The sequence below is a fragment of the Roseibium litorale genome (assembly GCF_014842915.1).
GTDB lineage: Bacteria > Pseudomonadota > Alphaproteobacteria > Rhizobiales > Stappiaceae > Roseibium > Roseibium litorale.
The window spans coordinates 43,229-64,329 of sequence record NZ_JACYXI010000008.1 but is presented as its reverse complement, the minus strand read 5'-3'; the positions used below and the strand labels follow the sequence as shown (position 1 = coordinate 64,329).

Below are 21,101 nucleotides of genomic sequence, written 5' to 3'. Positions count from 1 at the left end.
CCGGCTTTGTTCAAACATCCAAGAGTGGAGGAAAAGGATGAAACTGAAGACACTCACGGCTGCCCTGGCAGCGACGTTCACGCTGGCAGCATCCGTTGCATCCGCAGAAGACCTCAAGCTGGCCGACTTCCAGCCGCCGACCCATTTCGTGGTCGAGTCCACCTACAAGCCCTTTGCCGCCACCATCGCCGACAAGACTGGCGGCGCGATCACGGTTACGCTCTACATGGGCGGGGAAATCGGTCCGGGACCGGCCGAGCAGTATAACCGGGCGCTGGAAGGTGTCACCGACATAGCCTTCGGCCTGCCGGGCTACACCGCCGCCAATTTCCCGAAAACACTCCTGGCCGAACTGCCGGGTGTGATCACCGCCGAAACCGGCACGGAGCGCATGCTCGCCAATCTCGACAAGCTGTCGGACGAGTACAAGCGCGTGGTCTTGCTGGGCCTTTGGAACAACGCGCCGAACCTGCTGTTCACGGGCCAGAAGCCGATCCGCAGCCTGGAGGACCTGAAGGGTTTGAAGATCCGCGTGCCGTCCCGCAATGCCGGTCTCGTCGTCGAGGCCTGGGGGGCGACGCCTGTCTCCATGCCAGCGCCGGAAATTTACAACGCGATGCAGACCGGTGTCATCGACGGCGCGATGATCGATGCGACGACTCTCAAGGCGTTCAAGCTTGCCGAAGTCACGAAGTACATCACCCAGGGCATGGACACCACGATGTCCGACTTCTTCCTGATCATGAACCGCGACAGCTTCAGCGATCTGACCGAAGACCAGCAGAAGATCGTGCTGGATGCCGGCCGCACGGCTGCCGTCAACGGCAACAAGGCATGGCTGGCGGTTGCCGACAAGGCGCTGGCGGACTTCGCAGGCACCGATGGCAAGGAAGTGATCACGCTGGCGCCGGAGGAAGCTGCCAAGTTCAACGCCGCAAGCAGTGCAGCTGTCGAGAAGATTATCGCCGATGCCGACGCCCAGGGGCTTGAAGCCAGCGCCTTCGCCAAGGCCCTCAAGGGGAACTGATCGACGCTTTGACAGTTTGCAAGGTACCAAGTGGCCCGTCCGGTTCTCCGGACGGGCCATTGCCGTTCCGGCCAAATGTCAGTCCTCGTTGGCGGGTTCGCCTGACCGCGCGGCCTTCGCCGCCAGCGCGATGAACTGGTGGTACTCGTCCTCGCTAAGCCCTTTGAGAATTTCCTTTTGAAGGCCGGTGACCACCGGCATGAGCGCTTTGAGCGCCCTGCGGCCCTCGTCGGTCAGCGTCAGTTCGCGGGCGCGCTTATCCTGGCCGCTGACGACGCGGATCAGGAGGCCCTTCTGCTCCATGCGATCAACGACGGCGCCCACGGTCGCCCGGTCCTTGGCGATGGAATGGGCAAGGCTCGCCTGGTCGACGCCCGGCTTTTGATGAATGGCGTCAAGAGCGGCGAACTGGACGGGCGTTAGGTCCGATCCCGCCTCGCGGATCCGCCGGGCGAACACCTGGGTCGATATCTGGTGCAGGCGCCGGATCAGATGCCCCGGCATCGTGGCGCTGACGGCGCCGTCGCTTTCTTCGATCATGACCGTTCCTCATCGGTTTCCGTCTTCATAGCAAAAAATAATAAGACGACATACTTTTTTAATTGACCTGTCGAAAGCTCCGCTAAATGATAAGTCAACTTACTAAATGACGTCATAGGGAGGACTATGGATGCAGTATCACCTCAATGGATTCCGTCCCGGAGATCCGGAAATCAGCGAAGCTGCGGACGGCCGGGATGTTCAGCAAGGCGGCCTGCCAGAGACGGTCGATGTACTCATCGCTGGCACAGGCCCCGCCGGATTGACGCTCGCCGCCCAGCTATCCGCCTTCCCCGGCATTTCCACCCGCATTGTCGAACGCCGGGCCGGTCCAATGGAAAAGGGGCAGGCCGATGGCATTTCCTGCCGGTCCATGGAAATGTTCAACGCCTTCGGCTTTGCGGAGAAGATCCTCAAGCAGGGCTATTGGGTGAACGAGACCACCTTCTGGAAGCCGGACGCAGCCAATCCGGAGCACATCACCCGCAACGGGCGCATTCAAGACGTCGAGGACGGTCTCTCCGAGATGCCGCACATGATCCTCAATCAGGCGCGCGTGCATGACATGTATCTCGAGGTCATGCGCAAGTCGCCGTCCCGGCTCGAACCGGACTATGGCTGGCAGCTCGCCGATCTGACGGTCGATCCCGAGGCAGCCGATTATCCCGTCACCGTGTCGCTCGAGCGGGCGGAGGGTGACGACGAAGGGCAGCGCCGCACGGTCAGGGCGCGCTACGTGGTGGGCTGCGACGGGGCAAGAAGTGCGGTGCGGCGGGCGATCGGGCGCGAACTCAAGGGGGATTCCGCCAACCAGGCCTGGGGCGTGATGGATGTCCTGGCGGTGACCGACTTCCCCGATATCCGCTGCAAGACGCTGATCCAGTCAGCGAAAGAGGGCAATATCATCATCATCCCGCGCGAGGGCGGCTATCTCGTGCGGCTCTACATTGAGCTCGACAAGCTCAATGCGGGCGAGCGGGTGGCCAACCGCAACATCACGATCGATCACCTGATCGCCGCGGCGCAGCGCATTTTCAAGCCGTTCTCCTTCGAGGTCAAAGACGTCGTCTGGTGGTCCGTCTACGAGATCGGCCAGCGGCTCACCGACAAGTTCGACGATGTCCCGGAAGAGGCTGCGGCAACGCGTCTGCCGCATGTTTTCATCTGCGGCGACGCCTGCCATACCCACAGCCCAAAGGCGGGGCAGGGGATGAATGTCTCCATGGGCGACGCTTTCAATCTCGGCTGGAAACTTGTTTCCGTCCTTGAGGGCCGCTGCCCGCCCGAAATCCTGCACAGCTACTCCGCCGAACGCCAGGCGGTCGCCAGGGATGTTATCGAATTCGACCGCGAGTGGTCCCATATCATGAGCGAACGGCCTGAATCTGGTGAGGGCGGCGACGCACCAAAGTTCCAGCGCTACTTCATTCAGCATGGGCGCTATACGGCGGGCATGTCGGTCGTCTACACGCCGTCGGTCCTGACCGGTGACAAGACCTGGCAGTCGCTTGCACGCGGCTTCGAGGTTGGCGCCCGCTTCCATTCCGCGCCAGTCGTCCGGCTTGCCGATGCCAAACAGATCGAGCTCGGCCATGTGGTCAAGGCGGACGCGCGCTGGCGGCTGTTTGCCTTCAGCCCATCTGACGACCCTGCTGCGGAAGGTTCATCCGTTCGCCAGCTTTGCGGCTTCCTCGATAGATCCGCCCATTCACCGATCCGCAAATACACACGGCCCGGCGCCGATAGTGATGCGGTCATCGATCTGCGTATGGTCTTCCAGCAGCATAGCCGCGAGCTGGCGCTAGAACGGCTGCCGTCTTTCCTCCTGCCGCGGAAGGGCAGGCTCGGGCTGGCCGACTATGAGAAGATCTTCTGCGCCTGCCCAGGAGAAGGGCGGGACATCTTCGGTCTGCGGTCCATCGATCGCGAACAGGGATGCCTCGTGCTTGTCCGTCCCGATCAGCATGTCGCGCACGTCCTGCCGTTTGACGCGCATGACGCGCTTGCGCGGTTCTTCGACGGCTTTCTCCTGCCAATTTCGAAGTAAAGGTGCATTTCGGCGGCATTGCTGTCCGTCGCATTCGAACGGGATCGGCCGGACCTGACGGCCGATCTGCACCACTGGGCCGTAAAGATGTCCAAAGGTCAGGAGGCTTGGGGCGTCGTCGGCCGCTGCGACTACACGATGATTGCTGTTTGTGGTTCGATCGGCGCACCCAGCGGCTGATGAACGAACGCTGCCTGTCTCAGGGTGCAGGACGTGATTGCCGCGCATGAGCGCACCTATCTGGCCACTGTCGCTCCCTCAAGGAGCTGGTCTTTCCAGTGCTTGATCTGATTGGCGTGCACGTTGAACTGCTGGGCAGTTCCACCAGCGTCTGCTCACCTTTGATCGCGGCAAGCGCCACTTTTGCCATGAAAGCCGGGCCCTGGTTCTGGCGGGGCGTCTTGCCATGGTCTCACCTGCTTCCGGCATCTCAGCCAAAGACGGGGAGAAACTCCACTTAACCTGGCTAGATTGATTTCCGGGCACCTCTGTCATCTGCCCGCGAAAAATCCTGTCGTATAAGCGGTGCCGCATCAGGCAGATGAGATGCCAGAGAATGGTGCCGTCGATGACGGGAAACCACGGCGTGACCAGACGGAATGCCGCATATAAAAATTATCCAACTATAACAGTTACTTGAGTCCGACCTAGCTTGTCCGGGTCTCGGTGCTCGCCGGATGCAATGCGTAGCGGCCGGCACGCTTAATATTCTGGCGAGCCGACTAATTTTTGGTCTTGCGTGGATCAATCTCCGATCGCACACTTGTATACAAGTAATTTTTGATCTGTTGGAGATCGGTTATGCAAGATGTCTATGTAGGAACGGCCGCGGCGATAAACTTCAATAACGGCATCGTTCGCATGCTTCTCGCCGACCAGGATCCTTCTGATCTGATGACCAAAGGCGCCAAGCCTGAGGAAATGGAAGCGCGGTTGAAGCAGCAGGTCCTGATGCCGCTTCCCGGGTTCCTTTACGTCTTCACGATCATCAAGGGTCTGATGGACGACCCGAAAATGCAGAAGATCATCAAGAAATACACCGAACTCGGCCTGCTGCTGTCCCCACTCATGCGGTACCGGGATGAGGCCATCCGGGAGCGCTGATCCTGCGGTTGTCTGGAGTTGGCCTCATGCATTGTTCAACGCATGCTTTCGGTTGAAGGCTGAGGCGAAAGCTCGATTTGCGTAAACGTGCGATGCCTGCGAGAGGAAGGCATGGGTCCACACCCTAGGTAAAAATCGCGGAGTCAGCGTGCTCGCGCGTTTCGGCGTGTGTTCATGAGGGGAAAGCTCGGCGCCATAGCTGCCTCTCGTCCTCTACCTACGAATTCCTATTAAAAGCGCTTGCTATAAACCTGTATACAGGTATATCATTCACAATGAGTTGAGAGACGGGGTGGTGGGTGTCATGCCAAGGAGATTTCCAAAGTCTGCGGTCGTTTGGCAGGGCGGTTTTATCCTGCTGCTCGTTTTTGCTCTTGTGCTCGCAGTCCGGAACATCGACGCCAATCTGGCGCGGGCCGGCATTTCCGTTTCCTTCGATTTTCTGAGCAGCCACGCCGGTTTCGACATCAATGAAAGCCTGATCCCGGTTTCATCCGAAAGCAGCTATGGCGAAGTGCTGCTCGCTGGCGCGATCAATACGGTTGTGCTGTCGCTGATCTGTATTTTGGGGGCGACATTCATCGGCGTCGTCATGGGAGTGCTGCGCGCCAGCAACCACTATCTCGGTGTCCGCCTTGCGCTTGTCTACATTGAAGTCATGAGAAATCTGCCGAAGCTGCTCATTCTCCTTGCGCTGTTTCTGGCCGTGATCAACGCCCTGCCGCCGGTGCGTCAGAGCTGGGCGCTCCACGATATGATCTTTCTTTCGAACAGGGCGCTCTATTTCCCTGCACTGGAAGCTGGATCGGGTATGCGCCTGCTGATTGTGCTCGCTTGTCTCTGGCCTGTCAGCATATTTGTTCTGGGCAAAGTGGCGAGGCGTATCCAGGATGCGTCCGGTACCGTCTATCCGGTCTTCTGGCCAGTGACCGGGGTTCTCGTGGCTGTGGTTGCTGCCTCTGTCCTGTTCGGCTGGGCGGATTACCCGGTCTCCTATCCCATGCTCCAAGGCTTTGATTTCCAGGGCGGGCACCGGATATCGATCCAGTTTCTCGTGCTTGCTGCGGCGCTCTCGATCTATCACGGCGGCCAGGTGGCTGAGCTCGTCAGGGGGGCGATCGAGGCCGTACCTAACGGACAGTTCGAGGCATCCCGGGCGACGGGCCTTAGCTTCCTGCAGATGATGCGCCTCGTGGTTCTGCCGCAAGCAGTGCGCATTGTCGTGCCGCCGATGGGCAATCAGTATCTGAACATCACGAAGAACACCTCGATCGCGCTCGCTGTGGGCTATTCGGATCTGGTTTCGGTGATGACCACGTCCATCAATCAGACGTTCCGTCCGATCGAATTGATGACGTTGTCGATGGGCGTCTATCTGGTCATCTGTCTTGCGGTGTCCTTTGCGGTGAATGCCTACAACGCCCGCGTTTCATCAAGAGGGGGCTGAGGTGAGTGCTATCAGCAGAGACGTGCCAATCATGAAGGAGGGTTCCCTCCGGGCTCCGCGCATTGGCTTGGTTAAGCAGATCAGGAGCAACCTTTTCGGCAGCAAGCGCGATACCTTGCTGACGGTTGTTCTCGGGGTGGTTATCGCCGCGGCGGTTTACTTCGCGGTGGACTGGCTGTTTGTCAGCGCTGCAGCGCCATGGGCTCCCGCAGAGAGCTGCGCTGCGGTTGCAGGCGCCTGCTGGCCGTTTGTCGTCGAGAAATACCGTCTTATCCTTTTCGGCACCTACCCATATGACGAGCAGTGGCGCTCGTTCCTGGCAAGCGTGCTGCTTATCGCAGCAGTTGCGGTCAGCATGCTGCCGTCCTTTCACAACGGCCGGCTTGCCTGGCTTTGGGGCGCCGTTGGTATCGGCTTCTACGTGTTGATGCGCGGCGGGTACTTCGGTCTGGACTATGTTCAACCTGAGCGCTGGAACGGCCTGCCGGTCCTGCTCATGCTCGCGATATTCGGGCTCGTCTTCGCGTTCCCGGTCGGCGTTCTGCTCGCTCTTGCGCGGTATCAAAGCCAGTTGCCCGCCATCCGCGCCTTCGCGGTTCTCTATATTGAGCTTGTCCGCGGTGTGCCGATGATCATGGTCCTGTTCCTGGGCCTGTTTGTCCTGCCTTTGATGATGCCGGAAGGGATTACCCTTTCGCCGCTGCTCACCACCATGGTTGCACTGGTCTTCTTTCATTCGGCCTATTTCGCCGAATCCGTGAGAGGTGGTCTCCAGTCGGTGCCGCGCGGGCAGCACGAGGCGGCCGATAGTCAGGGGCTTGGCTATGTCCAGAAAACCCGCCTGATCATCCTGCCACAGGCGCTGCAGAGGTCTATGCCGGCGATCATGAACACGGTCCTTGGTGCCTACAAGGACACGTCGCTCGTCGTCATCATCGGCATTCACGACATCATGGCCACGGCCAAAATGGCCTTCAGTGACCCCAGCTGGCAGCACTACGGCCTTGAAGCATATTTGCTCGTCGGGATCTGGTATCTCGCCACATGTTGGTGCCTGTCGTCCTACAGCAGATGGTTGGAAGCAAGAACGTCCTAAGTCTCATTTCCATTTGGAGCGCAAAGATGTCCCCTCTTCGTAATTTTCTTGTTGCAAGCTGCTTTATGATGGCCACGGCGGGTTCCGCCATTGGTGGTCCCGTGATGGACGAAATCCGCAAAGACGATCGATTGGTTTGCCTGGTCAACACCAATTCGCCAGCCTTCTCTGTGCCGGACAGCGAAGGTGTCTATCGGGGCTTCAATACCGACTTCTGCCGCATGGCAGCCGCCGCTATCCTGGGCGATGCGAGCAAGGCCGATATTCGCGGCATCGGCTTTTCCGACAGCATGAAGACGATCGTTGCGAAGGGCGCTCACATGGCATCCCGGAGCATTACCCGCACGGGGACGCGCGATGCAAATCCTGGCATGCGGTTCGTGGTGACGACCTTCTTTGATGGTCAGGGCTTCATGGTTCCCCGCAACCTTGGCGTGACGAGCGCGAAGGAGCTGAACGGTGCCACTGTGTGTGCGGAGGAGGGGTCGACAACGCTGCTGAACATTGCCGACTGGTTCTCTGACCGCGGCATCAAGTACCGGGTCGAGAACATCGCCGACAAGACCGCTCGTCTTCAGGCCTTCTTCAGTGGCAAGTGTGATGTCCTGGCCAGTGACCGGACGGCGCTCAACTCCGACCGTCTGCTGGCCGATGATCCGGAGGCCTACGTTATTCTTCCGGAAGTTATCTCCAATGAGCCGCTGACATTGTTGTCACAGCCTGATGCGGAACTGGAAAAGGCACTTTATTGGAGCTTCCAGGTGATGCTCAACGCGGAGGCGTTGAAGGTCTCCTCCGGCAACGTCGACAAGGTCGTTGCGGACCTGGCCAATCAGCCGAAGTCTGTGCAGCGTCTCTTCGGGCAAGATTCAGCGGCTGGGGAAATGGCCTCCCAGATCGGTCTGCCGGCGGAGTGGAGCTACAATATCATCAAGCAGGTCGGCAACTACGGTGAGGTGTACGACCGGAGCCTCGGTACCGAGGACTATGGGCTGGAGCGCGCGGGTACCGCCAACGCTCTCTTCTCTCAAGGCGGGCTGATGTATCCGCAACCCATCCGTTGACGCACCGGGGAGCAGAAGGTGGTCCCACCCCGCCTTCTGCTCCAGAGCAATCTCTGGCGGCAGCGCACGACCCCAGGGGGGAACGGGGGCCGGAAAGCCCGGCCCCGTCCTTCCATGACCGCAATGATCACGGCTCACAAACGGTATGGTCCTGATCCGCGCGCGTGCAGCCTTGGCTTCAAGCAGGAAAGCAGAGCAATGTCGGAGCAGCCGGTGATCCGGATTAGGGATCTAGACAAGTGGTATGGAGCCTTTCATGCCTTGAGGAACGTTTCGCTGAACATACGCATCGGCGAGCGTGTGGTGATCTGTGGTCCCTCAGGATCCGGCAAGTCCACGCTGCTGCGCTGCATGAACCGACTGGAGCGGCACGAAAGCGGCACGATTGAGGTCTCTGGCATTGAGCTTTCCGACGAACCCAAGGCACTGTCCCGTGTACGCCAGGAGACGGGAATGGTGTTCCAGCAGTTCAACCTCTACCCTCATCTGACTGTGCTGGAGAACTGTACCCTCGCTCCCATCTGGGTCCGGAAGACCTCCCGGCGCGACGCGGAACGTGCCGCCGGACATTATCTGGAACGGGTCAGGATCGCGGATCAGGCCAACAAGTATCCGCATCAGTTGTCGGGCGGTCAGCAGCAACGGGTCGCTATTGCCCGTACGCTTTGCATGACCCCCAAGGTCATCCTGTTCGACGAGCCGACGTCGGCTCTTGATCCCGAGATGATCAAGGAAGTCCTGGACGTGATGGTCGAACTGGCCAATGACGACATCACCATGGTTTGCGTGACCCACGAGATGGGGTTCGCCCGGCGCGTGGCGGATCGGGTGATCTTCATGGACCGCGGCGAGATCGTCGAGGAAAACGAACCGGCTGCTTTCTTTGAGCGGCCCCGGTCGGAGCGCACGAGGCGGTTTCTTGGTCAGGTCAACGCCCACTGAGGCTCATGCCTCCGGGGCATATGTTGCAGGGGCAGACTATGTTCGTGCGTCCCCTTCCAGTGCCGGTTGTCCGGTCAAGAATTCGGATTGCGGATGGGACCGGGCCTTTGGATTTTCCTGACGCCAGCTTGTCATAAAACTGTCATTTTGGCTTGCTCGCCATGTGATGTACCTGTATACATGCATTCCATTGAACGGAATGCGATAGATGACCAGCGACTTTTCTTCCAAGCGATTTAGCGAAGTGCGGCTGAAGAACACGGATCTCCATATGTGTCTTCAGTCCTGTCCCGGGGTGCGTTTCACATCTGACGCGAAGATTGCGACGGTTGCGTTCCTTCAGGAAGATCTTCAGCGCCTGAAGGACAGCAATGTCAGGTTGCTGCTCTCCTGTCTGACGGCGGAAGAGCTTGTTCTCGGCGTAAATCAATACGCCCGCACGCTAGCCGCATTGGGCATTGAGTGGCAATTGATCTCCATCCCCGATATGTCGCCGCCCTCCTGGGAACATGCGGACAAGCTGGACAGTGCTTTCGCTTCCGCCCGCGCTGTGTTGGCGTCGGGCTATCCGGTTGCAATTCATTGCATGGCGGGGCTGGGCCGGACCGGCACGGTTGCCGCTGGTCTTGCGATGACCTATGGCCTGAGCGCCGAAGAGGCAATTGCCTTCATTCGCGCCACCCATGATCGCGAAGCGATCGAAACCCCAGAACAGAAAGCCTATTTGCTGAAACAGCAAACGGCATCCCATCATATTTTGCCTTAGGGCGTGGACCCTAGTTCCGTTCCAGATGGACCAAGCGTTTGCCTGGATAGCTTTATGTTCAGGAATGCGGGATTGAGCATTGATCGCGCAACTCTTTCCGCAAGGCCCGGCGAAAGGCGAAACGGCCGTTTCCGGCCGATGGTCCATCGCCTCTTGCAGCCAAGAACTCAGCTCTTGACCGCAAGCGCCTTATAAGCGCGGACCAGATCACTCAGCGCCATGAAGAAGGTTTCATAGTCGGACCGCTCCAGCGGACCGGTCAGCTTCACGATATTGTCCTGAATGATGTTTGCCGCCAATTCCGGGGAATGGCGGCCGCCTGCGATCAACCCACGCACAACCTGGTAGAACAACATCTCGTTCATGTGCCGCAACGTATCGTCAGCAAGAAGCTGATCAGTCAATTCCTGGATGGTTTTCAGAAAAGACCAGATCCGTTCGATATCCGGGGCACTCGACAACATCGAGACGCGGACCTGTACGTTTGCAAGAGCTTCCTGATTGCTGGTTGTTGGGCGGAAGAGCTTCAGCTCGGCGACTGTTTCCAGGATGCGGGCGTGAATCTCCAGATAGTTTCTCACATCAGCATCGGCATAGTCTTCAACGATCGTTCCCACGCCGGTGCGAACGACTGCCAGCTTCTCGAAAGCTAGGCGCTGCAAAACCTGACGTATCGGGGTCCGGCTGACCTGAAACTCTTGGCCGAGCTCGTTTTCATGAAAAACGTCCCCGGGCTTGTACTGGCCGAGGCAAATCCTGTCACGAAGCGTCTGGTAGATTGTATCGACGCGAGTCTTTTCACGCATATAGGCTCTTTCGATCACATTATGTTCGTTTGTATGGGCCACGATCAGGATGGCTTGGCACCGCATATGCATCAGTAGCCGTGTACGCATCGGTAAATGGTGCGAACGCGGCCGCGTGCAGCCTGCAGCCTGCAGCAAGATGGAATTATGCAGAATGCCCTTTGCAAGACGGTTGAAAAAGAAGCTTCTTAAGGAGCCCTCCTGGGCCGTCCCTGATCATCGGTCTGCCTCCCCAAATCCGGTCGGGACAGCCTGCAGGCACAGCGATTCATTTTGCGCCTACTTTAACGCTTTGAAGTCGGAAAATGCATAGAAAATCGCTGCAACCCATCACCCTGTTAAGAACTCCAATCAGCGAAACCGTGAGGATAATCCTGAGCGGTGCGCCTGGTGTGGTTATTGAGGAGGATGGCGTCCTAAGCCTGAACGAAGACGTGCTGGAGGCCGAGATGTCGCGCTTGGCATCGCACGGCGTCAAGCTACTTGTCGCCCTGGTCGAGGACGCGGAGATCCACCCCGTTGCCTACGAGGATATCGCCGATGCCGCGAATTTGTCCGGCATCAGCTCCATCCGTCTTCCTATCGCGGATTTTCAAGCTCCGGCGTCCGGTCAGGAGCAACATTGGCAGGCAATCCGGAACGAGGCGCAGCAGGTTTTCAGCCGTGGTCACAGCGTCGCATTTCATTGCCTTGCCGGCATCGGCCGCAGCAGCATGATGGCAGCAAGCCTGCTCATTCATCTCGGCATGACGGCGGATGAAGCACTCGACGCGATCCGCCGGGCACTGCCCGGCGCCGTGGAAACAAGCGCACAACTCGCGTATCTCCGCTCGCACTGAAACCGGCGGGCTTCCTCGCCGGCTCTGAGCACTGATCGTGAACCGGGTAACCCGCGCTAAGTTCGATAAAGACGTCACTCAGGATTTGTTGTTTTCTGGCCTTTGAATGCCTGAAAATGCGGCTCCTATCATCTCCACGTCCAACAGCGGCTGAAGAACGGCGACAAGAAAACGAGAAAGGTGCCGGGCAAGATGATCGATGCAATCGCACATTTGCCGCTCGAGCCCTGCAAGCTGATCACATTTGGGCGCCTCCTGCGTTTGGCCGGGGAGGGGATAGGGTAGGAAATGCTGGTTCTATGGCTCCAGCAGGACACCTGCTCCGGCCTTGAAGTCCTCCACGGTCGCGAAGAAGGCATCCAGCAGCAGGCTGCGCTCATCGGCCTGCGCAAAGACCACTTCCTCATATTGTCTTTGCATGTCTGACACGGTGATCCGGTGGACGATATCCGTGCGCGCGGTGCCGAACCGCCACATGAAGCCGACACCAAGGCCGTTGACCACCGCTTCATAGACCGCATCGCGCGTGTCGAGGGTCAGGAGCGGCGCGGGTTCGAACCCGGCCAAGCGGAAGGCCCTGTCGACCACGCGCTGGGTCGAGGAGCCCTTGGTGCGGAAGATCAGCGGCTCGCTTGTCAGTCTTTCGCAGGTCACCGACGTCTCGCGCGACAGCGGACTGTCCGGGTGGACGATGGCGACGACATTCTGCCGGGCAAGCAGTGCCCGCCGGAACCGGCCGTCCTCCGGCACATCCGGCAGGACGCCGATGTCCACCTCCCGGGTGAGCACCGCCCGGGTGATGCGCTCATGGGAGCCGGTCTCCACCGCCACCTCGATGCTTGGATGCTGTTTCAGAAACCGCGCAATCAGCGCCATGCCGGGCATGGAGTTCCCCAAGCCGATCTTCAGCCGTCCGTTTAGCAGCGTGTTGTGGCGGGTCAGCAGCCGGGTGGCCGTGCGCTCGGCCTCGGCCATGCGTTCGGCCACATCGCACAGGTCGCTGCACAGGGGTGTTGGTGACAGCACGCCGTTCTTCCGGTCGAACAGGCGCACGCCGTATTCCGCTTCCAGCTCCTTCACGTGGCGGGCAACTGCCTGCTGGGAAATAGCCAAAGTCCGCGCGGCAGAGGCGTAGGAGCCGCCGGATGCAACCGCATTGACGGCGCGGATCCGCGAGAGTGTTAGGGACATGCCGACATTCTTCCCGAAAACCAAACCAAAAGGTTCGCCGGACCAAACCTTAGGTTCAGTCTGTTACGGCAGCGTCACAGACTGAAGACAGTTTGATTGCGAACGCAGCAGGCCGGCCTTGGGGGCACGGCCTTCCTGAACAGACCGCCGGTTGACAACCCGGCGCAACTTCACTGCCGCTCAGCAGCGCTGGCCGGCAAACGGACAGGTGTGGACTTCGCAATGCGGGCACGCAAAACAACAACAATTCATGCGCTCGATGCCGCCCATGTTGCGGATTATGCAGCGGTCCTGTGCGATCTGGACGGCTGTCTGGTGGCTGGCGGTCTGCCGTTGCCGGGAGCGGAGGACTTTGTCCACGCCTGTGCGAGCACCCTGTCGATCGTGTCGAACAACTCGGCGGACACCGGCGTGACCCTGTCCCGGCACCTCAGGTCCATCGGCCTGCCTGTTCCGCCGGAGCGGATCTTTCTGGCCGGTGAGCTGGCGGTGCGCACGATTGCGGCGGAACGCCCAGGCGCAAGGGTTGCGGTGTTCGCGGAGCCGCCACTGCGCCAGTTGGCGAGCGGCCTGGGCCTGGAACAGCCGGAGGACCGGGCGGATGTGGTTCTGCTTGCCCGTGACACCCAGTTCACCCTTGCCACCCTGGAGCGGGCGTTGCGGCTGATCGAGCAGGGGGCGGACCTCGTCGTCACCAATCCGGATCTGTTCCACCCCAATGCGGAGGGCCGTCCGGTGCCGGAAACAGGTGCCCTTTTGGCGGCTTTCCGAGCCTGCTGCCCGGACCTTGCTCCGCGCGTCTTCGGCAAGCCTGAGCCGTTCCTGATCAGTGAAGCGCTGAGCGCCTCCGGCGTTTCAGCAGCCCATGCGGTCTTTGTCGGTGACAACCCGGCGACCGACGGTGCCGCTGCGGCGCTTGCCGGTCTCGATTTTCTTCATCTCGCCCCGGCGGGGCAGCCACTGGCTGCGGGGGCGTCCAGCCAGCCTGCCGGTCATTCCCATGCCAATGGCGCCCGCCCGGCCTCCCTGGAGGTGACCCCATGCTGACCTATGTGCTTCGAACGCTCTTGCGGATGGCGATCACGCTTTTCGTCATCGTCACACTGGTGTTCTTCGCCACACGGCTCTCCGGCAATCCCGTCGATTTCGTTCTCGGCGACGGCATTACGCAGGAAGACCGGCAGCTTCTGATCGCCTATTACGGCCTGGATTCCTCCATCGGCACCCAGTACTGGCGCTACCTCGTCTCGGTCTTCTCGGGCGAGTTCGGCCTGTCGTTCCTGGAGCGCCGTCCGGTCGCGGATATCGTGATGGAACGCGCCTGGCCGTCGCTGAAGCTGCTCCTGAGCGCGGTCAGCTTCACGCTGCTTGTTTCCGTGCCGCTCGGCATTCTGGCTGCCATCTACCGGACCAGCGTTATTGGCAGCGTGGTGATGGTCATTGCCTTTCTCGGCTACGCGGTGCCGGCTTTCATTATTGGCATCCTGCTGGTCCTGATCTTCGCCTACACGCTCAACTGGCTGCCTGTCGTCGGCGATGGCTCCGCGCTGCATTTCATCATGCCGACGCTGGCGATTTCCGGAACGCTGGTCGCAGCCATCACCCGCTTCACCCGCAACGCGATGCTGGATGTGCTCAGCCAGGATTACATGCGCACGGCCCGGGCCAAGGGCCTGCCGGAGTGGCTGGTCATCCTGAAACACGGCCTGCGCAACGCCTCGATCACGCTTCTCTCCGTCATCGGCCTGCAGATCGCCGGGCTCGCAGCGGCGGGAAGCGTTGTCGTGGAGTCCATCTTCGCCTGGCCCGGCATCGGCGACCTGCTCGTCCGCTCGGCCATTCTCCGGGACTACCCGGTTCTCCAGTTCGGCGTTCTGTCGGTCGCCGTCGCGGTCATCGTGATCAATGCCGTGATCGACATCTCTTACGCCTATGCCGACCCGCGCATCCGCCTGGCGAAAGGATAAGCCATGACCGAAGTCACCCAGAACCTGCCGCCGATCCGCCGCAGACTGGCCAGAAACCGGGCCAGAAACCAAACTGGCAGCTTCCAAATTCCGGTCTGGTCCGACGCCAGCTGGATCGTCCGGATCGCGCTTCTCGTTGGCCTGCTGCTCGTCCTGATGGCGCTCGCCGCTCCCTGGATCGCGCCGTTCGATCCGAATGCCCAGAGCCTGATTTCCCGCCTGCGCCCGCCGGTTGGCTTTGAGCGTTACAAGGACGGCTTCTTCTTCGGCACGGATGAGCTGGGCCGGGATATCTTCTCCCGCTGCATCTATGGTCTGCGGCTGACCTTCGCCCTGGCGCTGGCCGGATCGGTCATCGGGCTCCTGATCGGCGGAACGCTGGGGCTGACCGCAGGCATCATTGGCGGCGTGTTCGAAGAGGGCATCATGGGCGCGGTGGATGCCCAGATCGCCATCCCCTTCACCCTGATCGCCCTGCTCATTCTGGCGGTCATGGGATCGTCCTTGAACGTGATGATCCTGGTGCTTGGGGTCTATGGCTGGGAGCAATATGCCCGGATCGTCCGCGCCGAGGTGAAGAAGCTGCTGCAGATGCCCTTCGTGGAGGCAGCCCGCGCGGCCGGGGCAGGGCCGATGCGGATCGCGCTCCGCCACATCCTGCCCAATGTGGTCTCGCCCATCGTCGTGCAGTTCACCTTGAACTTCTCGAATATCGTGATCCTGGAATCGACCCTGTCCTTTCTCGGTCTCGGCGTTCAGCCGCCCACGGCAACGCTCGGGTCCATGGTCGGCACCGGGCGCGACTATCTGCCGACCGCGCCCTGGATCGTGCTGGTGCCCGCGGCGGTGATCCTGCTCCTCACTTTCGCAGTCCAGATCCTTGGCGACTGGCTGCGCGACAAGGCGGATGTCCGTCTCAGATCCCGGTAACCACTCGCAATCAAATCACAGAAGCCGGAACGGCCACCGTTTCAACCGACCAGCCCTGGAGGCTCGACATGACCAAACTACTGGCAACCACAGCTCTTGCGTCTCTGCTTGCAACAAGCGCATTCGCTGCCGAAATCACCGTTGGCGCCGCCAATGTGTCCAGCTATCTGGATCCGGGCCGTGACCATTCCAACGTCGGTTCGCAGTTCTACTACAACGCTTTCGACACCCTTATCGATAAGAACCATGACACCACTGATACCGAGTGGAAGCCGGGTCTTGCGACCGAATGGAAGCTGATCGACCCGGCAACCATGGAGCTGAAGCTGCGTCAAGGCGTAAAGTTCCACAACGGCGAAGACATGACCGCTGATGATGTCGTCTTCTCCCTGAACCGCATGTATCAGGCCGATTTCCCGCCCTACCAGATCCGCGCCCGCGACCGGCTGGAGAACTTCGAAAAGGCGGAAAAGGTCGATGACTACACCGTCCGCATCTATGCCAAGCGCCCCGAGCCGCTGTGGGAAACGCTCTTGAACCTGCAGCAGGTCATGATCATTCCGGAAGACTACACCAAGAGCCTGGCCGGTGATCCGGACAAGCTGGAGCATGACGACTACGAAGCCTTCTCACTGAAGCCGGTCGGCACAGGCCCCTACAAGGTGGCCGAGTTCGTTCCGGGCGAAAAGGTCGTCTGGGAGCGTTTCGACGACTTCTGGGGTGAAAAGGCGCCGCTGGACAAGGTGACCGTCAAGCACATGCCGGAAACCGCATCGCGCATCACGGCGCTGAAGACCGGTGAAGCCGACATCGTCACCAACATAGCCCCGGACCAGCTGGACCTGATCGAGAAGGATCCGGACATGAAGGCCGAGGGCAGCGCCACGGCCCTGTTCCACGTCATGATCATGAACGTGAACCATCCGAAGCTGAAGGATGCCCGCATCCGCCAGGCCCTCTCGCTGGCGATCGACCGCGACACGCTGAACGAAGCCCTGTGGGGCGGCAAGGCGGTGGTGCCTTCCACCCACACGCTGAAGGAGTTCGGCGAGCTGTATCAGCCGGAGCTGACCACCTTCGAATACAATCCGGAAAAGGCAAAGCAGCTTCTGAAGGAAGCAGGCTACGACGGCTTCGAAATCACCTATGATACCGCGCCGAGCTACTACACCAATGGTGTTCTCGCGGCCCAGGCGATCATGGAAATGTGGGCCCAGGTCGGCATCAAGGGCAAGGTCAACGTCCAGGACAAGTGGAGCGGCAACTCTCCGGAGATGATGACCCGCAACTGGTCGAACCCGATGTATTTCGCTGATCCCTTCGGCTGCTTCGGTGTCATGTGGGCTCCGAACGGCCCGTCCGAGTCCGAAGGCCGTTTCAACACGGATGAAGACTACGCCAAGAGCTGGGAGACCTTCCGCTATTCCGGCGACGTCGAAGTGCGCCGCGCGGCTTATGCCGAGCTGATGGAGCGGATCAAGCAGGACCCGCCGGTTCTGCCGCTCTACCGCCCTTATGAAAGCTGGGCGATGAAGACCAGCGTCAACTGGGCGCCGAAGCCGGGCCACATTCCCTATGTGCTCGATTTCCGCGCCGGTTCGATCTCCTTCAACTGAGGAAAAGCTGCGCCGCCGGCCCTCCGGCGGCGCTTCCCCCGTTTCTGTCCAGATCAGGAAAAAACACCGTGTCCGTACGTATTGCCCTTGTCGCCGACATCCATCATGGCGCCCCTTCCGCGACCAAGCGCGGGGATGCCGCGCTCGACCTGATGGACGGCTTTGCCCGCTTTTCCAATGATGCCGCGCCGGACTTCGTCATCGACCTTGGCGACCGGATTTCGGACATTGGCCGGGACACGGATCTCCGGCTGGAGCGTGAGGTGGCCGAGAGTTTCAGGGCGGTTGAGGCACCGGTCTATCACATCAACGGCAACCATGACCGCGACCATCTGGAGGTGGCCGACAACGAGGAAATCCTCGGCCAGCCGCTCGGCAACATGACCTTCGACGCAGGCGGCTGGAGGATCGTTCTGTGGCGCGCGGACAGCAAGATCCACCGCACGCCCGCGCATTCCGGCTTCATCCTGCGCGAGGCTGACCTCCTGTGGCTTTCAAGGGTCGCGCAAAATGCGGACCGCCCGCTGATGGTCTTCAGCCATGTGCCCGTTTCCGGCCATGCCCAGACCGGCAATTACTATTTCGAGCGCAATCCTTCCGCGTCCACCTATCCCATGGCGGAGCGTGCCCGTGCCGCGCTGGCCCAGTGCCGCCATCCGGTCGTCTGCCTGTCCGGCCATGTGCATTGGAACACGGTCACGGTGGTGGATGGCATAACCCATCTGACCCAGCAGTCCCTCACTGAGAGCTTCACCACAAAGGGCGAGCCTGCAGGCGCTTTCGGCCTGATCGAGCTTGGCGATACCGTGTCCTGGCAGGTGCTGGGGCTGGACCCGATGGCCTATGCCTTCAAGCCGCACGCAGACCGCTGGACACCGCCGCTGCCGGGCTTTGACGAGCATCCTGAATTTGCCGCAAGACGGCGGGGAGATCTGAAATGACAGAACCGGTTCTGGACGTTCGCGGCCTCAGGATCTGCTTCGGGTCCCACGAGGCGGTCAAGGGGTTGTCCTTCGCCATTCATGCGCGCGAAACCCTTGCGCTGGTGGGCGAGTCCGGGTCCGGAAAATCCGCGACGGCACTGTCGATCCTGCGGCTGATCGAGCGGGAAGGCGGCGCGATCACGGCGGGCGAGATGCTGTTCGGCGGTGACGGGACGGTCCGGGACCTGAGAAACCTTGGCGATGGCGAGCTGACGAAGCTGCGCGGCTGCGATATCTCCATGGTGTTTCAGGAGCCGATGACCTCTCTGAACCCGGTGATGAAGATTGGCGATCAGGTGGCGGAGGTTTTCATCCGCCATCAGAAGCTGGACCGGGCCGCTGCGCTCAAGGCCGCCGGGGGCATGCTGGAGCAGGTCCGCATTCCCGATCCACTCCGCCGCCTCGGCCAATATCCGCATGAGCTTTCCGGCGGGTTGCGCCAGCGGGTGATGATTGCCATGGCGCTCGCCTGCCGGCCCAAGCTTCTGATTTGCGACGAGCCGACCACGGCGCTGGACGTGACCACTCAGGCCGAAATCCTGACCCTGATCAAGGGGCTGCAGGCGGAGATCGGCATGGGCGTTCTGTTCATCACCCATGACATGGGCGTGGTGGCGGAAATCGCCGACCGGGTTGTCGTTCTGAAAGACGGCGAAAAGGTCGAGGAAGCCAGCGCCGACGACCTCTTCCGCCGTCCGCAGGCGCCCTATACCCGCCAGCTCATGGCCGCCGCGCCGCGGCTTGGCTCCGGCAGTGAGACCCGGGCCCCCGGCAGTGGCACGGTTCTGGAAGTCGACCGCCTGTCGACCCGCTTCGGCGCGCGCTCGGGGCTCTTCAAAAGGAAGCGGGAGGGCGTTCTGGCGGTGAAGGGTGTGTCGCTTACGGTTGCTCAGGGGGAAACCCTCGGCCTCGTCGGGGAGTCCGGCTGCGGCAAGTCGACCCTGGCCCGCTCCATCCTGCGCCTTGTGGAGCCGGAAAGCGGCTCCATCCGGCTCAACGGCAAGGCCCTGACGCAGACCTCACGTCCGGCGCTGAGAGAAAGCCGCAGAGAAGCGCAGATGGTGTTTCAGGACCCTTACGCGAGCCTCAATCCCAGGCTGCCCGTTCACGAGCTGATCACGGAACCGGCGCGGATTCACGGTCTCGTCTCCCGCCGGGACCAGAAGGATCTGGCGGCCCAGCTGGTTGAGAAGGTCGGGCTGGAGCGGGACTCGATCTTCCGCTTCCCGCATCAGTTCTCCGGCGGCCAGCGCCAGCGCCTGTGCATTGCCCGCGCTCTGTCTGCCGGGCCGAAACTGATCATCGCGGATGAAGCCGTCTCGGCGCTTGATGTCTCCATCGCCCGCCAAGTCACTGATCTGATGCTGGAGCTGCAGCGGACTGACGGGCTCTCCTTCCTGTTCATCTCCCACGATATTGCGGTTGTCGAACGGGTGAGCCACCGGATCGCCGTGATGTACAATGGCGAGATTGTTGAAACCGGGCCGACCAGCCAGGTTCTGAACCATCCGGTTCACGCCTATACGCGCCAGCTCCTGTCGGCGGTGCCCAGCCTCCGGCATTGAGGCCGGAGGGGCATGTCCGATGCGGAGATTGCGTACTTGGTTTCAACCCGGCGGCAGCTTCTTTGGATTTTTCAAACCCCGTTGTCCAAGTGTTCGCCGTGGTACGCGGACCTTAGCGCCAAGACGAACCGGTTCGGAACCGCCAAATGATCCCATTGATGACACGGCAATGATCATCAAGAAACACAGCACGGCCTCTGCGAGGCAAGGCGGCTCGATGATCGGCCATTCCTTATCGCTCAATTCGTGACGGCGCATGGCAACCTCGTTGTCAGGAAGGTTGAAGCAAGTCTCACACTTGGACTGAACCTGCTTGTGGGAACGGTTTCTCGTTGGCACAGAAATTAGGTTCCATAAGTTATCTTACCCGAAATTTGATAAAATTCTGAAAAATATCAATAATTTTTTCCGTAGCCCTTCCTCGCCTCTCGTAGGCCCGCTATCTGGCTCCCTTGAGCCGAAGCGATATCGTCGAGACGGGCCAATCCCTGCCGTGCATGGGGTGGTCCGCTGGCGGATCAAGGATCTGGTTGTCTGGCTCCATCAGGAATTTGGCATAAGAGTCTGCGAAACGACGAAATCGAAGCTCAGGCCGTCCCCGGAACCCATGCGCTGCTGATGATGGACCGGGCCGGCTGGCACATGACCGGCAAGCTTCAGGTGCCAGACAACATCACGATCCTGCCCTTGCCGCCCAAGGCTCCCGAGCTCAATCCGGTCGAGAACATCTGGCAGTTCATGCGCGAAAACTGGCTCTCAAACAGGATCTTCGAAACCTACAAAGAGATCCTCGACCTGTGCAGCCGGGCGTGGAACAAGCTCGGCGCGCAACCATGGACCATCATGTCCATCGGGAACCGGAAGGGGCGCATCGGTTCTGATCAATTGCGATGGGTATCAGCGCTGACTTCCAGCACCATCAAACGATCTGAGGCGAAGCCGATCATCTCGCGGAGAAGGTCGGCATCTCCGCTCTTCTCCACGAGCGCGCGGAGGTCCATCATAGGTTTGGTCATCGGGTCTGTCCCTCGGTTCAGGTTGGCTCAGCAACCGACCCTACCGAGAAACCCGATGGCCGCAGACACCTACACCACGCCTTGAGACGGCACCCACTTCACGTATCTCTCACCCAGCTGGAACATGCTCAAGGGTCACCCTGCTCTCTTGCTTC

At 60.4% G+C, this 21,101-nt stretch carries 18 protein-coding genes and 3 pseudogenes; 16 read left to right on the top strand and 5 right to left on the bottom strand.

Going from position 1 to position 21,101, the window contains the following annotated elements; translation table 11 throughout:
- Positions 1 to 37: 37 nt before the first annotated feature.
- On the top strand, positions 38 to 1,027 hold the full coding sequence (locus IG616_RS13290) for a TRAP transporter substrate-binding protein (RefSeq protein WP_192148656.1): 990 nt from the start codon (positions 38 to 40) through the stop codon (positions 1,025 to 1,027).
- Positions 1,028 to 1,105: 78 nt separating this feature from the next.
- On the opposite strand, the gene IG616_RS13285 is transcribed toward IG616_RS13290, so the two are convergent.
- Complete coding sequence (locus IG616_RS13285; protein ID WP_192148655.1) at positions 1,106 to 1,567, bottom strand: MarR family winged helix-turn-helix transcriptional regulator; 462 nt, start codon at positions 1,565 to 1,567, stop codon at positions 1,106 to 1,108.
- A 130-nt stretch (positions 1,568 to 1,697) separates the two neighbouring features.
- Here IG616_RS13285 and IG616_RS13280 point away from each other — a divergent pair, with 130 nt between their 5' ends.
- Positions 1,698 to 3,614 (top strand): FAD-binding monooxygenase, encoded by a 1,917-nt coding sequence (locus IG616_RS13280; RefSeq protein ID WP_192148654.1) that lies wholly within the window; start codon positions 1,698 to 1,700, stop codon positions 3,612 to 3,614.
- Between the two features lie 251 nt (positions 3,615 to 3,865).
- On the opposite strand, the pseudogene IG616_RS13275 reads toward IG616_RS13280, so the two are convergent.
- A pseudogene (locus tag IG616_RS13275) lies at positions 3,866 to 4,043 on the bottom strand (IS3 family transposase); the annotation flags it as partial.
- A gap of 372 nt (positions 4,044 to 4,415) precedes the next feature.
- Here IG616_RS13275 and IG616_RS13270 point away from each other — a divergent pair.
- The 6 genes from IG616_RS13270 to IG616_RS13245 all read left to right on the top strand — a co-directional run bounded on the left by IG616_RS13270 (position 4,416) and on the right by IG616_RS13245 (position 10,033).
- A complete protein-coding gene (locus IG616_RS13270) occupies positions 4,416 to 4,718 on the top strand; it encodes a hypothetical protein (protein ID WP_192148653.1) in 303 nt (100 codons plus the stop codon).
- A 304-nt stretch (positions 4,719 to 5,022) separates the two neighbouring features.
- Positions 5,023 to 6,165 carry an amino acid ABC transporter permease gene (locus IG616_RS13265; RefSeq protein WP_192148652.1) on the top strand — a complete coding sequence of 381 codons (1,143 nt, stop codon included), beginning with the start codon at positions 5,023 to 5,025 and terminating at the stop codon, positions 6,163 to 6,165.
- 31 nt (positions 6,166 to 6,196) lie between these two features.
- A complete protein-coding gene (locus IG616_RS13260; protein WP_192148651.1) occupies positions 6,197 to 7,261 on the top strand; it encodes an amino acid ABC transporter permease in 1,065 nt (354 codons plus the stop codon).
- Between the two features lie 26 nt (positions 7,262 to 7,287).
- Entirely contained in the window at positions 7,288 to 8,325 is a 1,038-nt protein-coding gene (locus IG616_RS13255; protein WP_192148650.1) for a type 2 periplasmic-binding domain-containing protein, read from the top strand.
- 198 nt (positions 8,326 to 8,523) lie between these two features.
- Positions 8,524 to 9,267 (top strand): amino acid ABC transporter ATP-binding protein, encoded by a 744-nt coding sequence (locus IG616_RS13250; protein WP_192148649.1) that lies wholly within the window; start codon positions 8,524 to 8,526, stop codon positions 9,265 to 9,267.
- A 208-nt stretch (positions 9,268 to 9,475) separates the two neighbouring features.
- Positions 9,476 to 10,033, top strand: a complete 558-nt coding sequence (locus IG616_RS13245) for a protein-tyrosine phosphatase family protein (RefSeq protein WP_192148648.1) — start codon at positions 9,476 to 9,478, stop codon at positions 10,031 to 10,033.
- A 167-nt stretch (positions 10,034 to 10,200) separates the two neighbouring features.
- Here the strand turns inward: IG616_RS13245 and IG616_RS13240 are convergent, their stop codons facing one another.
- The gene (locus IG616_RS13240) at positions 10,201 to 10,839 is read right to left on the bottom strand and encodes a GntR family transcriptional regulator (protein WP_192148647.1); all 639 of its coding nucleotides are present in this window, start codon (positions 10,837 to 10,839) and stop codon (positions 10,201 to 10,203) included.
- A gap of 305 nt (positions 10,840 to 11,144) precedes the next feature.
- Here IG616_RS13240 and IG616_RS13235 point away from each other — a divergent pair, with 305 nt between their 5' ends.
- On the top strand, positions 11,145 to 11,678 hold the full coding sequence (locus tag IG616_RS13235; protein WP_192148646.1) for a phosphatase domain-containing putative toxin: 534 nt from the start codon (positions 11,145 to 11,147) through the stop codon (positions 11,676 to 11,678).
- Between the two features lie 297 nt (positions 11,679 to 11,975).
- Here the strand turns inward: IG616_RS13235 and IG616_RS13230 are convergent, their stop codons facing one another.
- Positions 11,976 to 12,869 carry a LysR family transcriptional regulator gene (locus IG616_RS13230; protein WP_192148645.1) on the bottom strand — a complete coding sequence of 298 codons (894 nt, stop codon included), beginning with the start codon at positions 12,867 to 12,869 and terminating at the stop codon, positions 11,976 to 11,978.
- 222 nt (positions 12,870 to 13,091) lie between these two features.
- Between IG616_RS13230 and IG616_RS13225 the strand changes: the two genes are divergently transcribed.
- The 7 genes and pseudogenes from IG616_RS13225 to IG616_RS23105 all read left to right on the top strand — a co-directional run.
- Positions 13,092 to 13,916, top strand: a complete 825-nt coding sequence (locus IG616_RS13225) for an HAD-IIA family hydrolase (protein WP_192148644.1) — start codon at positions 13,092 to 13,094, stop codon at positions 13,914 to 13,916.
- Entirely contained in the window at positions 13,910 to 14,836 is a 927-nt protein-coding gene (locus IG616_RS13220; RefSeq protein ID WP_192148643.1) for an ABC transporter permease, read from the top strand. Before IG616_RS13225 ends, IG616_RS13220 begins: the two co-directional genes overlap by 7 nt.
- Before the next feature lie 3 nt (positions 14,837 to 14,839).
- Positions 14,840 to 15,766: an ABC transporter permease gene (locus tag IG616_RS13215; protein WP_192148642.1), complete on the top strand. Its 927-nt coding sequence runs from the start codon at positions 14,840 to 14,842 to the stop codon at positions 15,764 to 15,766.
- Between the two features lie 68 nt (positions 15,767 to 15,834).
- A complete protein-coding gene (locus tag IG616_RS13210; protein WP_192148641.1) occupies positions 15,835 to 17,382 on the top strand; it encodes an ABC transporter substrate-binding protein in 1,548 nt (515 codons plus the stop codon).
- Positions 17,383 to 17,450: 68 nt separating this feature from the next.
- Positions 17,451 to 18,323, top strand: a complete 873-nt coding sequence (locus tag IG616_RS13205; protein ID WP_192148640.1) for a metallophosphoesterase — start codon at positions 17,451 to 17,453, stop codon at positions 18,321 to 18,323.
- Positions 18,320 to 19,930, top strand: a complete 1,611-nt coding sequence (locus IG616_RS13200; RefSeq protein ID WP_192148639.1) for an ABC transporter ATP-binding protein — start codon at positions 18,320 to 18,322, stop codon at positions 19,928 to 19,930. Before IG616_RS13205 ends, IG616_RS13200 begins: the two co-directional genes overlap by 4 nt.
- Positions 19,931 to 20,527: 597 nt before the next feature.
- Positions 20,528 to 20,794, top strand: a pseudogene (locus IG616_RS23105) (transposase); the annotation flags it as partial.
- A 29-nt stretch (positions 20,795 to 20,823) separates the two neighbouring features.
- Here IG616_RS23105 and IG616_RS13195 read toward each other — a convergent pair.
- A pseudogene (locus tag IG616_RS13195) lies at positions 20,824 to 20,946 on the bottom strand (IS256 family transposase); the annotation flags it as partial.
- Between the last annotated feature and the right edge of the window lie 155 nt (positions 20,947 to 21,101).